The sequence below is a fragment of the Cupriavidus oxalaticus genome, from assembly GCF_038900635.1.
GTDB classification, from domain to species: Bacteria; Pseudomonadota; Gammaproteobacteria; order Burkholderiales; family Burkholderiaceae; genus Cupriavidus; species Cupriavidus oxalaticus_B.
The window spans coordinates 76379-94791 of the sequence record NZ_JAYMRX010000016.1 but is presented as its reverse complement, the minus strand read 5'-3'; the positions used below and the strand labels follow the sequence as shown (position 1 = coordinate 94791).

The window sequence follows — 18413 nt, the reverse complement described above, 5'->3', positions numbered from 1 at the left end:
CTGAACCCCTCATGCATTGACGGCGAACTTCGCGAGGGCAGCGCGATTTTTCCGCTGATCGCGCGCAATGGCATTTGTGTGACATCAATGCACGACGCAGCGGTGCGCTCCCGGGGAAGTGAATTCCCGATGACATATGCCGGAGCCATATGCCGGAGTGCCGGCGGCAGCCATCGAACTTTCACGTTGGCTCGCGAACGCTGTCCTAGAATGAACCTGACACGCGCCCGCGGCCATCATGCCGCGCAGGCCCGGCTCGCGCCGGGTGGCGCTTGCGGCGCGTGCCGCGTGGGGGAATTTGCCATGCCCGTCTATCAATACCGCTGCGAGAAGTGCGGCCATGTGTTCGAGAAAACCGAACATCTCGCGGAACATGCCTCTGCCCATCCGAATTGCCCGAATTGCGGCAGCCAGTCCGTCCAGCACGCGCCGGCCCCGTTCGTGGCAGTGACCCAGCGCAAGAGCTGAGCCGTAACAACAACGTCCCAGGAGATATGCGCTCCGCCGCGAAGCCGCAGCGGGGCGCTGGCGTGCATGCCGCCGGGCAATGCCGGCGGGATGCCTGAGTGGTTTTTTATGCGTGGCGCACGCAACGCCACGCGCGTTCGCGCTGCGCGCAAGCGGCGATCTCAACCTTGACGGAGGATGCCATGGCCACGAGACCGTTTTCCCAATTTCCCGCCGACGAGCAGCAACAGGTAACGCAGGCTTGCATGCATGTCGGCATCGCACAGGAGGCGTTCCAGATCACGGACGAGGGCGACGGCGAGGCCCGCCGCGTCAGCGTGAAGCGGCTAGGCACTGACGCGGTCAGCGTCTATGAGGCCGGGCCGGGGTCCGCCTGGGTCGAAGAGTTCGAGAGCGATCTCGAATGCGGCCTATTCGGGCGCGTGGCGGCGTAGCGCGGGAGCGTGGAAGGCGCCGAGGGCGCCAAGGGCGCAATGCACCGCAGGCAGCGCGGCTCAGTGCCGGCCGCGCTCGCCCAGGCGCGACACCACCGAGGCGCCCGCAATCAGTTCCTTGAGCAGTGCCAGCGAGGCCGCGCCGCTGGTCCGGAACGGATCGAGTTCGGCGCGTGCCGAGAACTTCAGCAGCGTCGCGGTGTTGATGCGCGCCGCGTTGACCTGCCCCATGGCCCAGCCGGCGAAGTCGCGCGTGCAGGTTTCCTCGAAATGCAGCAGCGTCACGTCCTGGTGGCGCGGATCGCGCGCGATCGACTGGAACAGTTGCGAGACCTCCTGCCGGTCGCCTTCGAGCGCCTGCAGGAAGATGCCGTTGCCGTGGCACAGCACGCCGGTGATGCCGTGGTGCGGGTTGCGCTCCAGACTGGTGGCCAGGATCGCGTCGAGCAGGGCCGGGTCGATGGCCTGGCGGGCACGGCTGGCATAGATCAGGCGGACTAGCATGGTGGTGGCGGTTCCGTGATGGGGAAGGAGCGGGTGCCGAGGCGGGGGCAGGGCACCTAGCCGCGGTTGTTGTTCAGCAGCGTGAGGAATTCGCGCCGCAGGCTGTCATCCTTCAGGAAGGAGCCGCGCATCACGCTGTTGGTCATCTTGGCGTCGGTGTCGCGCACGCCGCGCCAGTGCATGCAGAAATGCTCGGCCTCCATCACGATGGCGAGGCCGTCGGGGTTCATCTTTTCCTGCAGCAGGTCGGCGACCTGCGCCACGGCTTCTTCCTGGATCTGCGGCCGGCACATGATCCACTCCGCCAGCCGCGCGTACTTGGACAGGCCGATCAGGTTGGAATGCTGGTTGGGCATGACGCCGATCCACAGCTTGCCGATGATCGGGCAAAGGTGGTGCGAGCAGGCACTGCGCACGCGCAGCGGGCCCACGATCATCAGCTCATTGAGCTGGCCGATGTTGGGAAACTCGGTCACCGCCGGAGGCTTCGCGTAGCGGCCGGCGAAGATTTCCTTCAGGTACATCTTGGCCACGCGCCGCGCGGTTTCCTGCGTGTTGTGGTCGTTGTCGACGTCGATCACCAGCGCGCGCAGCACGCCTTCGATGCGGGACTGGACCTCGGCCTGCAACTGCTCCAGTTCGCCCGGCTCGATATAGCGGGCGATATTGTCGTTGGCGTGGAAGCGCTCCTGCGCAGCCTGCAGGCGCGCGCGGATCCGCTCGGAGACGGAGGAGGCCGGGTCGCCGGCCGCCGCGTCGGCCGGGTGGAGTTCATGCGCGCGGCGTGCCGCGTCCTTGCTGTTCATGGGTAGCGTGGTGGGTTGCGGAGTGGTCCCGGTGTGTTCCGGCATGGGCACCGGCGGGTGCCGGATTCACTATATGGCAGATACGGTGGCCCGACAACCTGCCGGCCCGGGGGCGCTCAGGATCCCGCTCAGGATCCTTGCCCACTGCGGGACGCGCCGCATACCGCACACCGCAGGGTGCTTCCGTGAATAGTTCGTGACAACGCTCAACCTCGCTGCGCGCGCCGCCGACAAACGCACATAATGTCCGCAAACATCAGCCACCCGCCACCTGAATGGCGGGCGTACCGCAAGTTGCGGCCTTACTTTTTGTCGGGAACAACGTGACCTTGCCGATCGCCTTTCCGTGCAGCAGCCTGATGCTGCTCCATGTCGTGACGGTACCGCTGCCGGCAACGCCGGTGGAAACGGGCGTGGCGGAGCATCACGCCAGCGCCGCCCGCGCGGGCAACCCCGGCCTGCGGCGGCAGCTCGCCGTCGGCGCGCGCGTGCCGGCAAGCGGGCGTGCCGGCACTGGCACTGGCTGAGGCGCGCGGCTGCGTGCCGCTCTCTGCGCAGGCGCGCGGCATCGCGCCCCTCCTTCCCAGGCGCCCCGCAACACCTACCACAGCAGCAGCGCCAGCGCCGGCAGCATTGCGGCCGGCATGACGATCGCCCCCAGGCGCAGGAACTGGCCGGCGCTGACCATATGCCCCTCGCGGCGCAGCGCAGTGAGCCACAGCAGCGTGGCCAGCGATCCGGTCACCGACAGGTTCGGGCCCAGGTCGATGCCGATCAGCACCGCGCCGGTGACCGCGTGCGACGCGTCGCCCGCGGACAGCGCCGACGCCGCGATCAGCCCGGCCGGCAGGTTGTTGGCGATATTGCCCGCCAGCGTCACCAGCCCGCCCACCCTGAGCAGCGCAAGCGCACCGCCATCGCGTGAGGCTGCCGCGACCGCGTCGGCGAGGTAACCGATCACCGCGGTCTGCTCCAGCGCGGCCACCAGCACGAACAGGCCGGCAACCATCGGCAGCACGCTCCACGAGACTTCGCGCAGCGCCGGCAGCAGCAGGTCGCGTCGGGTGGCGCAGACCAGCAGCAGCGTGGCCACGCCAGCGGCGCAGGTGGGCCAGCCCAGTTCGCTGCCGCGCAGCGACGCCACCAGCAGCGTGATGCCGGTGAGCACGATGCCCAGCGCGGTCAGCCAGGCCTGCAGCGACAGCGGCGGCACCGGGACATCGCTGCCGATCGGCTCGGCCAGCGCATGGCGCTGGGTCCACCACAGCGCTGCCAGCGTCGCCAGCACCGCGGCCAGCGACGGCAGCGCGAAGCTGGCCAGCCATCCCGCCAATGGCGGCATGCGCTCGCCGAAGATCACCAGGTTGGCCGGGTTCGAGATCGGCAGCACGAAGCTGGCCGCGTTGGCGATGAACGCGCATGCGTACAGGTAGGGCAGCGGGTGGCGCACGCGCGCCGCACGCGTGGCGGCCAGCACCGCGGGCGTCAGCACCACCGCGGTGGCGTCGTTCGACATGAACGCTGTGACCAGCGTGCCGAAGCCATACACCAGCAGGAACAGCCTCAGCCCCGAGCCGCGCGCCTGGCGCACCGCCAGCGCGGCGACGTGGTCGAACAGGCCGGTCTTGCGGGCCAGTTCGGAGATCAGCATCATGCCTGCCAGGAACAGGTAGACGTCGTAGCCGCGCATGACCGCGGCGAATGCGTCGGGCAGCGCCAGCAGTCCGGTGGCGCACAGCAGCAGCGCGCCGGCGGCGGCCCAGAAGGCCTCGGGCAGGCGGAAGGGGCGGAACAGGACGCCGGTGGTGGTCAGCGCTGCGACCGACCAGATCAGCAGCGGGCTGTGGCTGGACATCAGGATGGGCTCGAAGGCGGGCGAATGCGGGTAGAGGCGGCAGGAATGCGCGGAGTTTACAGGCCGTCCCGGCTGACGGGCATGGCGGGCGCGGCCACGGCGGCGGGCGCCGGCATGCCGGGGGCAGCGCCGGAAAGCGGCGTGCCTGCGGCCGGCGGCGCCGGGGATGTGGCGGGACTGGCCGGGTTGGCGGCACTGCTTGCGGCGCTTCTTGCCACTGGGGCCACGACCGGATCAGCGGCCGGCGCCACCGGCGCATCCGCCGGCGGCAGCGGGAAGCCGAGCGAGGCGATGCCACGGCTGCCGTCCGCGTACTCCGCATAGACCCAGTCGTTGTTCGAGCGCACCAGCCCGGCCGGGGCGTCGGTCTGCGCCTCGGGAACGCCGGCCAGCCGTCCTTCCATGTATGCCGCCCACACCGGCAGCGCCGTGGTGGCGCCGAACTCATGCTCGCCCAGGCTGCGGTTGTCGTCGTAGCCCATCCACGCCACCGTGACCACGCCGCCGGCGTAGCCGGCGAACCAGCCGTCCATGGCCTCGCTGGTGGTGCCGGTCTTGCCGGCCACGTCGTCGCGGCGCAGGTAGCGGCGCACGCCCGCGCCGGTGCCATCGTCGACCACGCTGCGCAGCAGGCTGTCCATCACGAAGGCATTGCGCGCGCTGATCACGCGCGTCGGCGCTGGGGCGCCATCGGTGCCGGCGTGGCCTGCCGCGAACAGCACGTTGCCCTCGCTGTCGGTGATGCGCTCGATCAAGTAGGGCTCCACGCGCTCGCCGCCGTTGGCGAACACGCCATAGGCGGCCGCCAGCCGCAGCGGCGAAGTGGTGCCGGTGCCCAACGCCAGCGGCAGGTAGCGCGGCAGCCGTTTGGGCGAGAAGCCGAAGCGGCTCGCGAACTCCACCGCATAAGGAATGCCGATCGCCTGCAGCGTGCGGATTGCCGGCAGGTTGCGCGATTCGGCCAGCGCCTGGCGCACGGTGACCGGGCCGACAAAGCGGCCGTCGTCGTTGGACGGCTGCCAGCGCGACGAATTGGCCAGCGGCGCGTCGTTGATGACCGTGCCCGGCGACACGCCGCGCTCCAGCGCGGCGGCATAGACAAAGGGCTTGAAGGTCGAGCCCGGCTGGCGCAGGGCCTGCGTGGCGTGGTTGAAGCGGCTGGCGGCAAAGTCCGCGCCACCCACCATCGCCTCGATCGCGCCGGTATTGGCGTCGAGCGACACCAGCGCCGCCTGCGGCCCTTGCGGTCCCTTCACCAGCGACGGCACCGTCTTGCGGTGGCGGCGCGCATAGCGCTGCAGTCCGCCGCTCACGGCATCGTAGGCCAGCGTCTGCCGCACTGACGACACCGTGGTGTAGACGTTCAGCCCGCGCGTGTAGGCCTCGTCGCCAAAGCGCTCGCGCGCCAGCTGGCGCGCCAGTTCTGCCACGTACTCGGCATGGCCGGCGAAGCTGCCTGGCGTTTCACCGGAAATGGCCAGGCGCTCGGCGCGGGCCGCGCGGTAGTCGTCCTGGCTGATCATGCCGAGCGCCAGCATGCGGCCCAGCACGTATTCCTGGCGGCGCTTGGCGCGCGGCAGGTTGACCACCGGGTTCATGGTCGACGGCGCCTTGGGCAGTCCGGCCAGCATCGCGCTCTCGGCCAGCGACAGCGCTGCCAGCGGCTTGCCGAAATACGCATGCGCCGCGCTGCCGAAGCCATAGGCATGCTCGCCCAGGTAGACCTGGTTCATGTACAGCTCGAGGATGCGGTCCTTGGGCAGCGACTGGTCGATGCGCCAGGCCAGCAGCATTTCGTACCACTTGCGCGCCAGCGTCTTCTCGCGCGACAGGTAGAAATTGCGCGCGACCTGCATGGTGATGGTCGACGCGCCCTGCGCGTAGCCCTGGCCGAGGTTGGCCAGCGCGGCGCGGAACAGCCCGGGGATGTCGACGCCCTCGTGCTCGTAGAACTGGTCGTCCTCGGCCGCCAGCAGGGCCTGGACCATGCGCGGAGGGATCTGCTCGAAGGGGATGAATTCGCGGTGCTCGCTGCCGAATTCGCCGATCTGCACGTGGTCACTGGTGTAGATCCGCAGCGGGACGTCGGGGCGATAGTCGCGCAGGGCGTCGACCGGTGGAAGCTGCCGCAGGCTCAGCACCGCGGCAAAGCCGGCGAGCAGGCTGGCGGCCGCAGCCAGCGCCAGTACGGCGCCGCCTGCCTTGACTGCGATTTTTTTCATGCGCGCATTCTACCTGCTCAGGCTGGCCGAACCGGCGCGGCGGTCATCGGGTGGCTGCCAGCGGCAGCGGGCTGCCGCCGTCGTCCCGCTCGGCGGGCGGGGCGACGGCGGCCGGCACGGCATGGAGCGCCGGCGCGGGGGCGGCGACGCTGTCCGCATCCGGCTGCGCCGGCGCGGCCGAGGCCATGCGCAGCCTGGCTTCGCTGTGCTGGCGCGCGAACTCGCACAGCGACAGCCAGGTCTGCTGCTGCTCGATGATGGTGAAGTGGTTCGTGCCGGGCATGGTCTGCAGCGCGACCGGCCCCGGCCACGCCGCCATCAGCCGCTCCGAGCAGGCATGCGGCACGACCTCGTCCGACTCCGCCAGCAGCACCTTGGTGCTCTGCACGACCTTCTTGCAGTGCGAGATCGAATCGAAATGGTGGCGCATCAGCTGCCGCAGCGGCACCAGCGGGAAGCGCTTGCGCACCAGTTCCAGCAGCGAGTCGTAGGGCGTGATCAGCTGCAGGCTCTCGAATTCCTGAAGGTCGGCCAGCTGGATCGCCACGCCGGTGCCGAGGCTGCGCCCGACCACGTGGACGCGGGTGTCGGGAAACACACGCCGGACATGCAGCAGGAACTGGCTGGCATCGGCGACGGCCCCCGCTTCGGACGGACGGCCGTCGGAATGGCCCAGCCCGCGGTAGTCATAGGTGGCGAAGGCCATGCCTGCCGGGAGCCAGCGTGCGTTTTGCAGCGTTTCCAGCACATCCTCGCCGCGTCCGGGCAGATAGAACAGCAGGTCGCGCACGCTGTCGCCGGGCGCATGGTAGATGTAGCCACGCACCACGCCGCCGGGAATCCTGTGCGAATAGCCGATGATGCCCTCCGGCAGGTCGCGCGGCGGACGCCGGCGCGCGTCGAACAGCAGGCGGTCCTGGTTCAGCGTCAGGTAGGTCCAGTAGCAGGCGAAGCCGCTGGCGGTCATCAGCGCGGCGGCCAGCGCGTGGCGGGTCTTGAATCGCATGGCAAGTCTTCAGGTGCGCGGCGGGCGTGGCGCCGGGGGGGCGCCGGCCATGCCGCCCAAGCTGCGCAGCCTACCTCATTTTTGTCAGGCGCGACCGCGCAGCGCAAGACAGGCCGCGCAGTTCTTGTACGATATGCCTCATACACGCATAAGCGCGCCGACCCCTACCGGCATCCCGGCCGACGGCGCGCCCAGGGAGCAAACAAGCATGAGCGAGCAGAAAGACGAGCAGTTCCGCGCCGAAGAGGCGCAGGCCATGGAGCGCGTGGTCGCGGCCACGCGCCAGGTACAGGTGGCATTCACCGCGCTGCAGGCACACTATCCGCCGCAAGGCAGCGGCAAGCCATCCAAGCTCGCGCTGCAGACCTTCGATGCGGCGCTGCAGGCGCTGGAGGACGCCCAGGCGACGTTCGACGAGATACTGAACGACCTGCTCGACGAAAAACGCTGACCCCGGGGCGCCGGGGGGCGGCGCGGATCCGTCCACGGCCAGTCCGCTGTGATAAGGTTGCCGGACAACAGCCGCCCGGCCTGCCGCAGCGTCCGCCTGCGCGGTCTGCACGATCGGTGCGAAGGGACGGCAAGGCAGCGGTCGCCACGCGAGCCGCCAGCCATTTCCGGAGACCTCGCGGAGACCCGCCGTCATGCACCGTGCCGCCCATCCTGCCACAGATCCAGCGCTTTCCGGCGCCCAGCGCCACGCCGCCGGAGCCGACCCGGACGACAGCGATCGCGCCGCGCTGATCGCGCGCGCGCATGCGCGCTCGGCCGGCTTCGGGCTCGATGCCGGTCACGCGCCAGGCTACGAGGCCCTTGCCGCACGCGCACTGGGCGAACTGGTCGACGCCAGCCGCGACCTGTACCGCCACGCGCTGCCGGTGATGGAAACCCTGCACGCGCAGATTGCCAATACCGACAGCATGGTGCTGCTGACCGACAGCAGCGGCGTGATCCTGCACAGCCTGGGCGATGGCGATTTCGTCGCGCGCGCCCGCCGCGTGGCGCTGGCGCCGGGCGTGTCATGGTCCGAGCCCAGCAAGGGCACCAACGCCATCGGCACCGCGCTGGCCGAGGCGCGCCCCACCATCGTCCACGCCGGCGAGCACTTCCTGCAGGCCAACCACCAGCTCACCTGCTCGTGCGCGCCGATTGCCGGCCCTACCGGCGAGATCCTGGGCGCGCTCGACGTCAGCGGCGACCATCGCGGCTTCCATCGGCACACCATGGCGCTGGTGCGGATGTCGGCGCAGATGATCGAGAACCACCTGTTCGCCAATCATTTCCCCGAAGCCGTGCTGGTGCGCTTCCATGCGCGGCCGGAATTCGTCGGCACGCTGTTCGAGGGCATGGCGGCCTTCACGCCCGACGGCGCCTTCCTTGCGGCCAACCGCAGCGGGCTGTTCCAGCTGGGGCTGGCGCCGCAGGCACTGGCGCTGTCCGGCTTTGCCGAGCTGTTCGGCCAGCCGGTGCGCATGGCCATGCAGGCGCGCGCCGCCGGAACGCTGCACGTGCTGACTCTGCCGAGCCGCGTGCAGGTGTTTGCCCGCATCGAGTACCGCGCCGCGCCGGTCAGCGTGCGCCAGCCGCTGGCGGACGAGCCGCTGCCGCCCGCGCTGGCCGCGCTCGACACCGGCGACGCCGCCGTGGCGGCCGTATTGCGCCGCGTGCGCAAGGTCAGCGGCCGCGATATCCCGATCCTGGTCCAGGGCCGCACCGGCGCCGGCAAGGAGTGGCTGGCGCGCGCCATCCACGCCGCCTCGCCGCGCGCCAACGGCCCCTTTGTCGCCGTCAATTGCGCGGCCATCCCCGAAACGCTGATCGAAGCCGAGCTGTTCGGCTATGAAGAGGGCGCCTTCACCGGCGCGCGCCGCCGCGGCAGCGCCGGCAAGCTGGCGCAGGCGCATGGCGGCACGCTGTTTCTCGATGAAATCGGCGACATGCCGCTGGCGCAGCAGGTGCGGCTGATGCGCGTGCTGCAGGAGCGCGCGGTGACGCCGCTGGGCGCGGCGCAGGCGGTGCCGGTCGATGTGCGCGTGGTCTGCGCCACCCACCGCGACCTGCGCGCCATGATCGCCGACGGCACCTTCCGCGAAGACCTGTACTACCGCATCAATGCGCTGGCGGTGACGCTGCCGGCGCTGTGCGAGCGCAGCGACCTGCCGGTGCTGGTGGAGCGGATCCTGCAGCGGCAGCGGGAAGAGGCGGGGCCCGAATCTCCGGTCCAGGTCAGCGCGCAGGTGCTGGCGTCGCTGCGCAGCCATCCGTGGCCAGGGAATATCCGGCAGCTCGCCAATGTGCTGCGCACGGCGGCGATACTGGCCGAGGGCGAGGCGGAGATCGGCTGCGAGCACCTGCCGGAGGGGTTTGAGCAGGAGTGTGGCGGACCTGTGGAACAGGCGCCCTGCGCTACGACGCCGCCCGCCGCAGGTGCCAGCCGCATGCGCGACTGGGAGGCCGGCGTCATCCGGCAGGCGCTGGCACGGCATGGCGGCAATGTGAGTCATGCCGCGCGCGAGCTGGGGGTGTCGCGCAATACGATCTATCGCAGGCTGAAGGAAGGATTGGACGACGACCCGGCAGCGGAGGACTGACGTTCAGGCGAGGCGCTTCGCTTCCCGCTGGTTTGCTCCCCTCTCCCGCCCGCGGGAGAGGGAGCACACAATCTGCGAGCATTTCACAACCCTGGTTGCGCAGCCAGCCACGCCGCCTCTTCCTCGCTGAACAACTCCGACCGTGTCAGGAACCTCTGGCCCGTCCGTCCCTCCAGCGAGAACATTCCACCCGCGCCCGGCACCACGTCGATCACCAGCCGCGTGTGCTGCCAGTATTCGAACTGCGCGCGCGTCATGTAGAACGGCGCGCCGCCGATCTCGCCCAGCCGGATATCGGCCGGGCCGACCAGCAGCTCGCCGTCGGGGTAGCACATCGGCGCGCTGCCGTCGCAGCAGCCGCCGGACTGGTGGAACATCAGCGGGCCGTGCCGCGCGGTCAGCTGCGCGATCAGCGCCAGCGCGGCAGGCGTTGCCACCACGCGGGCGACGGACGGGGCAGCAGATGCGGAAGCCGGCATGACCCTTCTCCTCGTCAGGCGTTGAGGTCCAGCACGACCCGGCCTTCGATCTTGCCGTCGCGCAGGCGCCCGAGCACGTTGTTGATGTCCTCGAGCTTCGCGGTGGACACCGTTGCCTTTACGTCGCCATGCGCGGCAAAGTCCAGCGATTCCTGCAGGTCGCTGCGCGTGCCGACGATGGAGCCGCGGATGGTGATGCCCTTGAGCACCACGTCGAAGATCGGCGTGCCGAACTCGCCCGGCGGCAGCCCGTTGAGCGCGATAGTGCCGCCGCGGCGCACCATGCCGATCGACTGTGAGAAAGCGATCGGCGACACCGCAGTGACCAGCACGCCATGCGCGCCGCCGATTTCCTTCTGCAGCCATGCGGCGGGATCGGTGGTGCGCGCGTTGACGGCAACTTCCGCGCCGAGCTTGCGCGCCAGCGCGAGCTTGTCGTCATCGATATCGACTGCGGCTACGCGCAGTCCCATGGCACGCGCATACTGCACGGCCACGTGGCCGAGGCCGCCGATGCCTGAGATCACCACCCACTGGCCAGGCCGCGTATCGGTTACCTTCAGTCCCTTGTAGACCGTCACGCCCGCGCACAGGATCGGCGCGATCTCGACAAAGCCGACCTTGTCGGGCAGCAGGCCCACGTAGTTGGGGTCGGCGACGACATATTCGCCATAGCCGCCGTTGACGGAATAGCCGGTGTTCTGCTGCTTCTCGCACAGCGTTTCCCAGCCTTGCAGGCAGTGCTCGCAATAGCCGCAGGCGCTGTAGAGCCAGGGCACGCCGACGCGGTCGCCCTCTTTCACGCGGGTCACGCCGCTGCCCACGGCGGAAACGTAGCCCACGCCTTCGTGGCCGGGGATGAAGGGCAGGGTGGGTTTGACCGGCCAGTCGCCGTCGGCGGCATGCAGGTCGGTGTGGCAGACGCCCGAGGCCTCGATCTTTACCTGGATCTGGCCGGGGCCGGGTTGGGGAACAGGAACTTCGTCGATCGTGAGCGGCGCGCCGAATTCACGGACCACCGCAGCTTTCATCGTTGCAGGCATCTCGACTCCTTGAATGACTCCTTGTCCGGGTTGGCCCCGCGCCCGCGGGGCACAACCGGATCATGGCACGCGGGAGGCCGCTGCAGGCGGCCATTGCGCCATGCTTTGAGCGCCGTCAGAAAAAGCCGAGAGCGTTGGGGCTGTAGCTCACCAGGAGGTTCTTGGTCTGCTGGTAGTGGTCGAGCATCATGCGATGGTTCTCGCGGCCGATGCCGGACTGCTTGTATCCGCCGAACGCGGCATGCGCGGGGTACGCGTGGTAGCAGTTGGTCCACACGCGGCCCGCCTGGATGCCGCGGCCCATGCGGAATGCGCGCGCACCGTCACGTGTCCACACGCCGGCGCCCAGGCCGTAGAGGGTGTCGTTGGCGATCGCAAGTGCTTCTTCCTCATCCTTGAAGGTGGTGACCGACACCACCGGCCCGAAGATCTCTTCCTGGAAGATGCGCATCTTGTTGTGGCCGGCAAACACGGTCGGCTTGACGTAATAGCCGCCGGCCAGGTCGCCGTCCAGCGCATTGCGCTCGCCGCCCGCCAGGCACTGCGCGCCTTCCTTGCGGCCCAGGTCGATGTACGACAGGATCTTCTCGAGCTGTTCCGCCGAGGCCTGCGCGCCGATCATGGTGCCCCTGTCGAGCGGGTGGCCCTGGCGGATCGCCGCCACGCGCTTGAGCGCGCGTTCCATGAAGCGTTCGTAGATCGACTCCTGGATCAGCGCGCGCGACGGGCAGGTGCAGACCTCGCCCTGGTTCAGCGCGAACATGGCAAAGCCTTCGAGTGCCTTGTCGAAGTAGGCATCGTCGGCGGCCAGCACGTCTTCGAAGAAGATGTTGGGCGACTTGCCGCCAAGCTCAAGCGTCACCGGGATCAGGTTCTGCGACGCGTATTGCATGATCAGCCGGCCGGTGGTGGTCTCGCCGGTGAAGGCCACCTTGCTGATGCGCGGGCTCGATGCCAGCGGCTTGCCCGCCTCCAGCCCGAAGCCGTTGATCACGTTGACCACCCCTGGCGGCAGCAGGTCGCCGATCACCTCCATCAGCACCAGGATCGACGCGGGCGTCTGCTCGGCCGGCTTGAGCACCACGCAGTTGCCGGCGGCCAGCGCGGGTGCCAGCTTCCACGTGGCCATCAGCAGCGGGAAGTTCCACGGGATGATCTGGCCGACCACGCCCAGCGGCTCATGGAAGTGGTAGGCGACGGTGTCGCCGTCGATCTCGGAGATGCCGCCTTCCTGCGAGCGGATGCAGCCGGCAAAGTAGCGGAAGTGGTCGACCGCCAGCGGCAGGTCGGCGGCGGTGGTCTCGCGCACGGGCTTGCCGTTGTCGATGGTTTCGGCCACCGCCAGCAGCGTCAGGTTGGCCTCGATGCGGTCGGCGATGCGGTTCAGGATGTTGGCGCGCTCGGTGGTGGAGGTGCGTCCCCATGCGGCCCTGGCGGCGTGCGCGGCGTCGAGCGCGGCATCGACGTCCTGCTGGCCGGAGCGCGGCACGCGCGTGAACGGCTTGCCGGTGATCGGCGTGATCGACTCGAAATACTCGCCGCCGGCGGGCGGCACCCACTGGCCGCCGATGTAGTTCTCGTACTGCTGCTTGTAGGGGTTGCTGACGCCCAGCTGGGCGATTTCCGCCATGTTCATGTCTCGCTCCGTTCGAATTGATCTGTGTCGTGTCGTCACGGCCTGGGCCGTGCGCACCAGAGCGGATCGCAAGAGGTGTGCCGGGGTGCGGGAGGGCGGAAATGCGAGAGAAATCGAGGGGAATGGCCGCGGAAACCGGCCGTGAATGTGTCACGCGCCGGCAGCAGTGTGCCAGCGCGTGACAGCGGCTGTTCCAGATTGGAACACCTGATGGGTTGCGCTGTTATGCGACAGCGTTGGCGCTTGCCAGCACCCCTCGCAATCGCTCCCCTCTCCCGCGAAGTGGGAGAGGGGTGGGGGTGAGGGCCGGAGCCTCGATGGAGTGAAGGGCGTCGGTATGCCAGCGCCTGCCCTCACCCCCGGCCCCTCTCCCGCAAGCGGGAGAGGGGACAAAACCGGCGGAATGATTTCCTCCGCAGGCAATGAGCCTTAATGCCCCGGCCCTGCCGCGCGCAGCGCCTTCACGTCGCCGGGCGTCACATCAGCCGGTTGGCCACCCCAGGTGGCGCGCAGATAGTTGGCCAGCTGCGCCAGTTCCTCGTCGCGCATTTGCCCGGCAAAGCCCGGCATCTCCTGCATCGCTTCCACGCCGGGGAAGCGCTGCGCTTCGATGCCGTCGAGCATCGACACGATCAGGTTCCGCGCATCGGCATTGCGCACCGTGGAGTTGCCGGCCATCGATACCGCCACGTGCGGCTTGCCTTCGCCCTCGCGCCCATGGCAGCCGGCACAGACAGCGATGTAGTTGCGGCGGCCCGGCGCCAGTTGCGCGGCATCGGCACTCACGGCCTTCACCGGCTGCGGCGCCGGCGGCTGGTCGCCAAGCAGGTAGGTGCTCATCGCGGCCAGGTCGCCCTGGTTCAGGTACTGGCTGCTCAGATGCACCACCGGGTACATCTCGCCAAAGGCCGAACCTTGCGGCGCGATGCCGGTCGCGAAGAACTGCTGCAAATCGGCGGCAGTCCAGCCGCGCGCGGCCAGCCCGGTGGGCGTGATGTCCGGCGCGCCGACGCGCGCCAGCGCGGCACCGGCCAGCGGCTTCGACAGATCCAGCCGGCCGAATGCGGCGCGCGGCGTGTGGCACTCGGCGCAATGGCCCAGGGCGTTGGACAGGTAACGGCCGCGCTGCCACGACTCGGAGTCGCCCCTGGAGGCATCCGGCAGCGTGTCCTGCAGGAACAGCAGGTTCCAGCCCGCCAGCGCGAAGCGCAGGTTGTACGGGAACTGCAGGTCGTGCGGGCGGTTGGGCACGGCGGCCGGCTTCACCTGCATCAGGTAGGCGTACATGGCATCGGTATCCGCGCGCGACAGGCCGCGGTACGAGGTGTACGGCATCGCCGGGTAGAGATGCTTGCCCGGCGCCTTGCCATCATGCAGCGCCTTGTAGAAATCGTCCGCGCTCCAGTTGCCGATGCCGTGGGTCTTGTTCGGCGTGATGTTGGTGCCGTAGAACTTGCCGAACGGCGAGTCCAGCTCCACGCCGCCGGCAAACGGCGCACCCTCCGGTGCGGTATGGCAGGCGGCGCAGTCCGCGGCGCGCACCAGGTAGCGGCCGCGCGCGATCTGCTCGGCGGGCGACAGCTGCGCCTTGGGTGCCTGGTCGGCGGCGGGGGCGATGGTTTCGGTGCGGCTGCCGCAGCCGGCCACGATTGCCGCCGCGGCAATGGCTGCCAGCGCGGCGCGCGTGGCGATCATCAATGCGGTGCGCTGGATCACTGGTCGCTCCCGCTGTCCTTGACCAGGCCCGGCGTGCTGGTGATCACGTCCTTCACCGCCTCGTAGTAGCGCACGTAGCCGGTGCAGCGGCAGATATGGCCGTCCAGTGCCTCGGTGATGGTGGCCTCGACCTTGTCCTTCGGCACCGGGTTGCGCTTGAGCTTTTCCACCAGGATGGTCGCGCCGTTGACGAAGCCCGGCGTGCAGTAGCCGCATTGGAAGCTGAAATGCTCCAGGAACTTCTGCTGCACCGGCGTCAGCTCGACCACTTCGCCTTGCTCGTTGCGCTTGCCGTGGCCTTCCACGGTGCGGACCTTGCGGCCCTGGAACCAGTGCGCGCCGGTGATGCAGCTGCGCACTTCCTCGCTGGTGCCGTCCGGCCTGTCGTGGATTACCACGCAGGCGTGGCAGATGCCCTGGCCGCAGCCCAGGCGCGAGCCGGTCAGGTCCAGGTACTCATGCAGGAAATCGATCATCATCAGGCCCTCGGGCACGTCGACGGGGCCGACGTCTTTGCCGTTGAGGTTGAGCGTGATGGGTTGGGTGGCGATGCTCATGCCAGTACCTCCTGGATCTTGGCCGCCGTCACCGGCAGGTCGGTGAAGCGGTGGCCGATGGCATGCGCGATGCCGTTGACGATGGCGCCCACCACCGGGATCATCACCACCTCGGCGATGCCCTTGGGCGGGTCGGTTTCCGTGACCGGCGGCAGCACCTTGCCGGTCTGGGTCCACACCGCCACGTCGCTGGCGCGCGGCAGGTGGTAGCGGTTGAAGTTCCAGGTGCCGTTGCCGGGGCCGTCCTCGTAGAGGGGCAGGTATTCATGCAGCGCGTGGCCGATGCCCATGGCGATGCCGCCCTGCAGCTGGCCGGAGACCAGTTGCGGCGACAGTTGCGTGCCGCATTCCATGATCGAGTGGTGAGACAGGATCTCCACCTTGCCGCTGGCCTCGTGCACCGACAGCTCGACGAGGGTGCCCACCGCACTGTAGTAAGTCACCGCGGCGTTGTTGCGCTGCGTGGGCGCGATATGGACCCGCTTGCGATCCAGCACGTGCCAGCCGCCGGCGGTGCGCATGCGCGCCTTGCGCGATGCATCGGCGCCGTCGCCGTAGCGCACCGACAATCCGTCGACCGGCAGGCGCGCGGCTTGCCCGTCGATGTCGAAATCGGCTTCGCTCCACTGCCAGCGGTTGAACACGTGCACGGTAGCGCCGGTCACCAGCCCGAGCTCGTGCGCCTTGGCCGCGATCTGCTCGAACGGCAGCGCCTGCAGCCCGCCGGCGCTCAGCTTGCCGTCGACCCAGCGCGCGTCTTCCACGCGTACCACCAGCGAGGCCGCCTGGCCCCCGCCGATGCCCTGGCTCCAGATCGCCATCGCCGCCGGCCACAGGCCGTGCCGGAAGATGACGCGCGCGGCCTCGCGCGTGCTGTGCGTGAAGTAGTAGGCCGAATTGGTGGCGCTGGCTGGCGACGCATAGGCCGGCGACCAGCGCGGGTTGGCCGACAGCTTGTCCTGCTCGGCCTGGCTCATCAGGTACGGATCGCCCGAGGTGGTCACCGGCAGGTCGGTCCAGTCGGTGACCGAGGTGCGCACCTCGCCCGCCGGCTTGCCCAGCCAGCGCGCTACCGCCGCGGCCTGCGAGTTCGACATTCCGGTGCCGATCTCGGCGCCGGAATGATGCAGCACGATGGCGCCGTCGGCTTTGACTTCGACCTTGGCGAACGACGCTTCCGCGCCCGTGCCGAAATCCTTCTGCACGCAGGCAAAGCCCACGCCGTAGCGGCGGCCGGGGTTGGCGGCTTCATATTCCGCCTTCTTGCTGGCGCGGCCGGTCCACAGCGGACAGGCCTTCGCCGCTTCCAGCACCTCGTCGACGCGAATCGCGCCGGCGGGGATCGCGCCCTGCGTGTTCTTCATGCCGGAGCGCAGCGCGTTCCTCAGCCGGAACTCGATCGGGTCGAGCTTCAGTTGCTCGGCGAATTCGTCGACCATCATCTCGGTCGCGGCCATGCTCTGCAGCGTGCCGTAGCCGCGCGCCGAACCGGCATCGATGGCGCGCGAGGCGATCGCCACCGCGGTCAGGTCGTTCTTCGGGAAGTAGTAGATCGATTGCGCCGCGGTGGCGCCCACCATCGCCACTGACGGCGAGAAGTTGGCGCGGCCGCCGCCGTTGGCTTGCAGGTCGCCCTGGAAGGCCTGGAACAGGCCGGTCTTCCGGTCGACCGCGATGCGGTAGCGCATCCTGAAGACGTGGCGCTTGATCGAGGTCTGGAACTGCTCGTAGCGGTCGTTGGCCAGCCGTACCGGCTTGCCCTCGGCATACAGCGCCGTGACCAGCCCGTAGAACGGGAAGTTGTAGTGGTCCTTGGAGCCGTAGCCGACCGTGTAGCACGGGTGCAGGAACACCTGCTTCACCGGGAACGCGCCCTTGGCGCGCGCCAGCATCTCGGCCACGCTTTCGGCGACCTCGTTCGGCCCTTGCGTCGGCACCACCATGTGCAGCGCCTGCGCGGCGGCGTCGTACCAGCAGTTGGCGTTGTCGGGCTCCAGCGCGGCGGTATCGACCGACTGCGAGTTGTATTCGCGCTCCAGCACCAGCCAGTCGTCGGACGGGCTGGCCAGTTGCGCGCGGATCTGGCCGGCGTGGTACATGCCCTGTTCGCCGAGCTGGCCGTGGTCCTTGCCGTCCGGCCATACCGGCTGGTGCTTGCGCATCATGCTGGGGAACACCGGAGCATTCTTCAGGCTGGAGAACACGTCGTCCGCATAGGGCGTGGCGCCGCCCACGCGCACGAAGCGGAAGGTGCCCCACGGGTCGCGTTCCAGCGGCCCGGTCTTCGCGCCGTAGCGGATCACGTCCTCGCGGAACTTGAGCTTGTCCTTGGCAAAGCGGAAGCGCGCGAAGTCGTGGTAGATCAGGATCGCCACCGCGTGGCCCAGGTAGGCGGGCGTCTTGCCGGCGGGCAGCAGCATGTCCTCGCCGTAGAAGGCCGGAAAGGCGACGCCGTCGCGCGCCAGGTCATCGGCGGTAACGACGCGGTCTGGCTTGAATTCGTCGCCCAGCACGCCGAGGTCGAAGCCCTCGTAGACGCGGTCGGCCCGGGTCGCGCGCAGGATGAAGGCGTGCGATTGCTGCCGGGGCCAGTGCGGCATGTCGCGCGAGCGGATATCGCGCGCGAACACCTTGGCGCCGGTGACCTTGGCGATGCCATCGATGCGGAATCTGGGGGCGCCGGCCTTGGCGTCCCACTGCACGGGGGTCAGGATCTTGTCTTCGAACAAGGCCGCGAAGGCCTTGCCGCCGATGGGCGCGATGTAGACCGACACCCCGGCCACGACGCTGGCTTTGAGGAAGGTACGCCGTGAAGGGTTGAAGCTGGGCATGGAATTCCTTGGGGATTGCGCAAGGTTGCGCAAGATTCGCGGCAAGGGCAGCCATCCGCGGGCCAGCCCCGGGGGCTGGCGCGGATACGGTTCAGGTGTTCAGGGAGCGCGGCCGCGATGGTGCGGCCGCTGCAGGGCATGGCGTGCCGCCAGTCACTACGGCTGCGGCGCGGGTGAATCAGGGCGGGGCATTGTTGTCATGGTCCTGGCGCTGAACGGCTGCGCTGACCCCGCGATTGTCGCCGCGGCCTAGGGTTTACCTCAA

Annotated in this window: 17 protein-coding genes; 5 read left to right on the top strand and 12 right to left on the bottom strand. The window is 69.1% G+C overall.

Annotation, left to right across the window (positions count from 1 at the left end; genetic code table 11):
* Positions 1-84: 84 nt before the first annotated feature.
* Positions 85-375: a hypothetical protein gene (locus VSR71_RS23070; RefSeq protein ID WP_342916189.1), complete on the bottom strand. Its 291-nt coding sequence runs from the start codon at positions 373-375 to the stop codon at positions 85-87.
* Between VSR71_RS23070 and VSR71_RS23065 the strand changes: the two genes are divergently transcribed.
* Both VSR71_RS23065 and VSR71_RS23060 read left to right on the top strand, forming a co-directional pair.
* The gene (locus VSR71_RS23065) at positions 304-468 is read left to right on the top strand and encodes an FmdB family zinc ribbon protein (RefSeq protein WP_029044829.1); all 165 of its coding nucleotides are present in this window, start codon (positions 304-306) and stop codon (positions 466-468) included. The two genes, VSR71_RS23070 and VSR71_RS23065, sit on opposite strands and share 72 nt — an antisense overlap.
* Before the next feature lie 182 nt (positions 469-650).
* The gene (locus tag VSR71_RS23060; protein WP_209754917.1) at positions 651-902 is read left to right on the top strand and encodes a hypothetical protein; all 252 of its coding nucleotides are present in this window, start codon (positions 651-653) and stop codon (positions 900-902) included.
* A gap of 60 nt (positions 903-962) precedes the next feature.
* On the opposite strand, the gene VSR71_RS23055 is transcribed toward VSR71_RS23060, so the two are convergent.
* Together VSR71_RS23055 and folE are read right to left on the bottom strand one after the other, a co-directional pair.
* Positions 963-1406, bottom strand: coding sequence for a BLUF domain-containing protein (locus tag VSR71_RS23055; protein ID WP_342916120.1), 444 nt, complete (start codon positions 1404-1406; stop codon positions 963-965).
* A 56-nt stretch (positions 1407-1462) separates the two neighbouring features.
* On the bottom strand, positions 1463-2212 hold the full coding sequence (gene folE / locus VSR71_RS23050; protein WP_342916119.1) for a GTP cyclohydrolase I: 750 nt from the start codon (positions 2210-2212) through the stop codon (positions 1463-1465).
* A 359-nt stretch (positions 2213-2571) separates the two neighbouring features.
* On the opposite strand from folE, the gene VSR71_RS23045 reads away from it, so the two are divergent.
* Positions 2572-2739: an arsenite efflux pump ArsB gene (locus VSR71_RS23045; protein WP_342916118.1), complete on the top strand. Its 168-nt coding sequence runs from the start codon at positions 2572-2574 to the stop codon at positions 2737-2739.
* A gap of 74 nt (positions 2740-2813) precedes the next feature.
* Here VSR71_RS23045 and VSR71_RS23040 read toward each other — a convergent pair whose 3' ends face one another.
* Genes VSR71_RS23040 through VSR71_RS23030 form a run of 3 tightly spaced genes read right to left on the bottom strand, consistent with a single transcriptional unit; the run spans position 2814 to position 7295 of the window.
* Complete coding sequence (locus VSR71_RS23040) at positions 2814-4067, bottom strand: arsenic transporter (protein WP_342916117.1); 1254 nt, start codon at positions 4065-4067, stop codon at positions 2814-2816.
* Positions 4068-4123: 56 nt separating this feature from the next.
* Positions 4124-6289: a PBP1A family penicillin-binding protein gene (locus VSR71_RS23035; protein ID WP_342916116.1), complete on the bottom strand. Its 2166-nt coding sequence runs from the start codon at positions 6287-6289 to the stop codon at positions 4124-4126.
* A 43-nt stretch (positions 6290-6332) separates the two neighbouring features.
* The gene (locus VSR71_RS23030) at positions 6333-7295 is read right to left on the bottom strand and encodes an alpha/beta hydrolase (RefSeq protein ID WP_342916115.1); all 963 of its coding nucleotides are present in this window, start codon (positions 7293-7295) and stop codon (positions 6333-6335) included.
* Positions 7296-7503: 208 nt separating this feature from the next.
* Between VSR71_RS23030 and VSR71_RS23025 the strand changes: the two genes are divergently transcribed.
* Both VSR71_RS23025 and VSR71_RS23020 read left to right on the top strand, forming a co-directional pair.
* Positions 7504-7746 carry a hypothetical protein gene (locus VSR71_RS23025; protein WP_029044836.1) on the top strand — a complete coding sequence of 81 codons (243 nt, stop codon included), beginning with the start codon at positions 7504-7506 and terminating at the stop codon, positions 7744-7746.
* A gap of 193 nt (positions 7747-7939) precedes the next feature.
* Positions 7940-9886: a sigma-54-dependent Fis family transcriptional regulator gene (locus VSR71_RS23020; protein ID WP_342916114.1), complete on the top strand. Its 1947-nt coding sequence runs from the start codon at positions 7940-7942 to the stop codon at positions 9884-9886.
* Between the two features lie 83 nt (positions 9887-9969).
* Here the strand turns inward: VSR71_RS23020 and VSR71_RS23015 are convergent, their stop codons facing one another.
* From VSR71_RS23015 to VSR71_RS22990, 6 genes are all read right to left on the bottom strand, one after another.
* Positions 9970-10365 (bottom strand): DUF779 domain-containing protein, encoded by a 396-nt coding sequence (locus VSR71_RS23015; protein WP_342916113.1) that lies wholly within the window; start codon positions 10363-10365, stop codon positions 9970-9972.
* A 14-nt stretch (positions 10366-10379) separates the two neighbouring features.
* Complete coding sequence (gene adhP / locus VSR71_RS23010) at positions 10380-11408, bottom strand: alcohol dehydrogenase AdhP (RefSeq protein WP_342916112.1); 1029 nt, start codon at positions 11406-11408, stop codon at positions 10380-10382.
* Between the two features lie 115 nt (positions 11409-11523).
* Complete coding sequence (gene adh, locus VSR71_RS23005; RefSeq protein ID WP_342916111.1) at positions 11524-13044, bottom strand: aldehyde dehydrogenase; 1521 nt, start codon at positions 13042-13044, stop codon at positions 11524-11526.
* Between the two features lie 429 nt (positions 13045-13473).
* Positions 13474-14757 carry a cytochrome c gene (locus tag VSR71_RS23000; protein ID WP_342916183.1) on the bottom strand — a complete coding sequence of 428 codons (1284 nt, stop codon included), beginning with the start codon at positions 14755-14757 and terminating at the stop codon, positions 13474-13476.
* Positions 14757-15317: a (2Fe-2S)-binding protein gene (locus tag VSR71_RS22995; RefSeq protein WP_342916110.1), complete on the bottom strand. Its 561-nt coding sequence runs from the start codon at positions 15315-15317 to the stop codon at positions 14757-14759. The genes VSR71_RS23000 and VSR71_RS22995 overlap by 1 nt, the downstream gene beginning before the upstream one ends.
* Entirely contained in the window at positions 15314-18148 is a 2835-nt protein-coding gene (locus tag VSR71_RS22990) for a xanthine dehydrogenase family protein molybdopterin-binding subunit (RefSeq protein WP_342916109.1), read from the bottom strand. Before VSR71_RS22990 ends, VSR71_RS22995 begins: the two co-directional genes overlap by 4 nt.
* Between the last annotated feature and the right edge of the window lie 265 nt (positions 18149-18413).

Bases quoted from the DNA above. Each gene is read 5' to 3' on its own strand.
- VSR71_RS23065 (WP_029044829.1), top strand. From the start codon at position 304: ATGCCCGTCTATCAATACCGCTGCGAGAAGTGCGGCCATGTGTTCGAG.
- VSR71_RS23070 (WP_342916189.1), bottom strand. From the start codon at position 375: ATGTTCCGCGAGATGTTCGGTTTTCTCGAACACATGGCCGCACTTCTC.
- VSR71_RS23060 (WP_209754917.1), top strand. From the start codon at position 651: ATGGCCACGAGACCGTTTTCCCAATTTCCCGCCGACGAGCAGCAACAG.
- VSR71_RS23055 (WP_342916120.1), bottom strand. From the start codon at position 1,406: ATGCTAGTCCGCCTGATCTATGCCAGCCGTGCCCGCCAGGCCATCGAC.
- folE (WP_342916119.1), bottom strand. From the start codon at position 2,212: ATGAACAGCAAGGACGCGGCACGCCGCGCGCATGAACTCCACCCGGCC.
- VSR71_RS23045 (WP_342916118.1), top strand. From the start codon at position 2,572: ATGCTGCTCCATGTCGTGACGGTACCGCTGCCGGCAACGCCGGTGGAA.
- VSR71_RS23040 (WP_342916117.1), bottom strand. From the start codon at position 4,067: ATGTCCAGCCACAGCCCGCTGCTGATCTGGTCGGTCGCAGCGCTGACC.
- VSR71_RS23035 (WP_342916116.1), bottom strand. From the start codon at position 6,289: ATGAAAAAAATCGCAGTCAAGGCAGGCGGCGCCGTACTGGCGCTGGCT.
- VSR71_RS23030 (WP_342916115.1), bottom strand. From the start codon at position 7,295: ATGCGATTCAAGACCCGCCACGCGCTGGCCGCCGCGCTGATGACCGCC.
- VSR71_RS23025 (WP_029044836.1), top strand. From the start codon at position 7,504: ATGAGCGAGCAGAAAGACGAGCAGTTCCGCGCCGAAGAGGCGCAGGCC.
- VSR71_RS23020 (WP_342916114.1), top strand. From the start codon at position 7,940: ATGCACCGTGCCGCCCATCCTGCCACAGATCCAGCGCTTTCCGGCGCC.
- VSR71_RS23015 (WP_342916113.1), bottom strand. From the start codon at position 10,365: ATGCCGGCTTCCGCATCTGCTGCCCCGTCCGTCGCCCGCGTGGTGGCA.
- adhP (WP_342916112.1), bottom strand. From the start codon at position 11,408: ATGCCTGCAACGATGAAAGCTGCGGTGGTCCGTGAATTCGGCGCGCCG.
- adh (WP_342916111.1), bottom strand. From the start codon at position 13,044: ATGAACATGGCGGAAATCGCCCAGCTGGGCGTCAGCAACCCCTACAAG.
- VSR71_RS22995 (WP_342916110.1), bottom strand. From the start codon at position 15,317: ATGAGCATCGCCACCCAACCCATCACGCTCAACCTCAACGGCAAAGAC.
- VSR71_RS22990 (WP_342916109.1), bottom strand. From the start codon at position 18,148: ATGCCCAGCTTCAACCCTTCACGGCGTACCTTCCTCAAAGCCAGCGTC.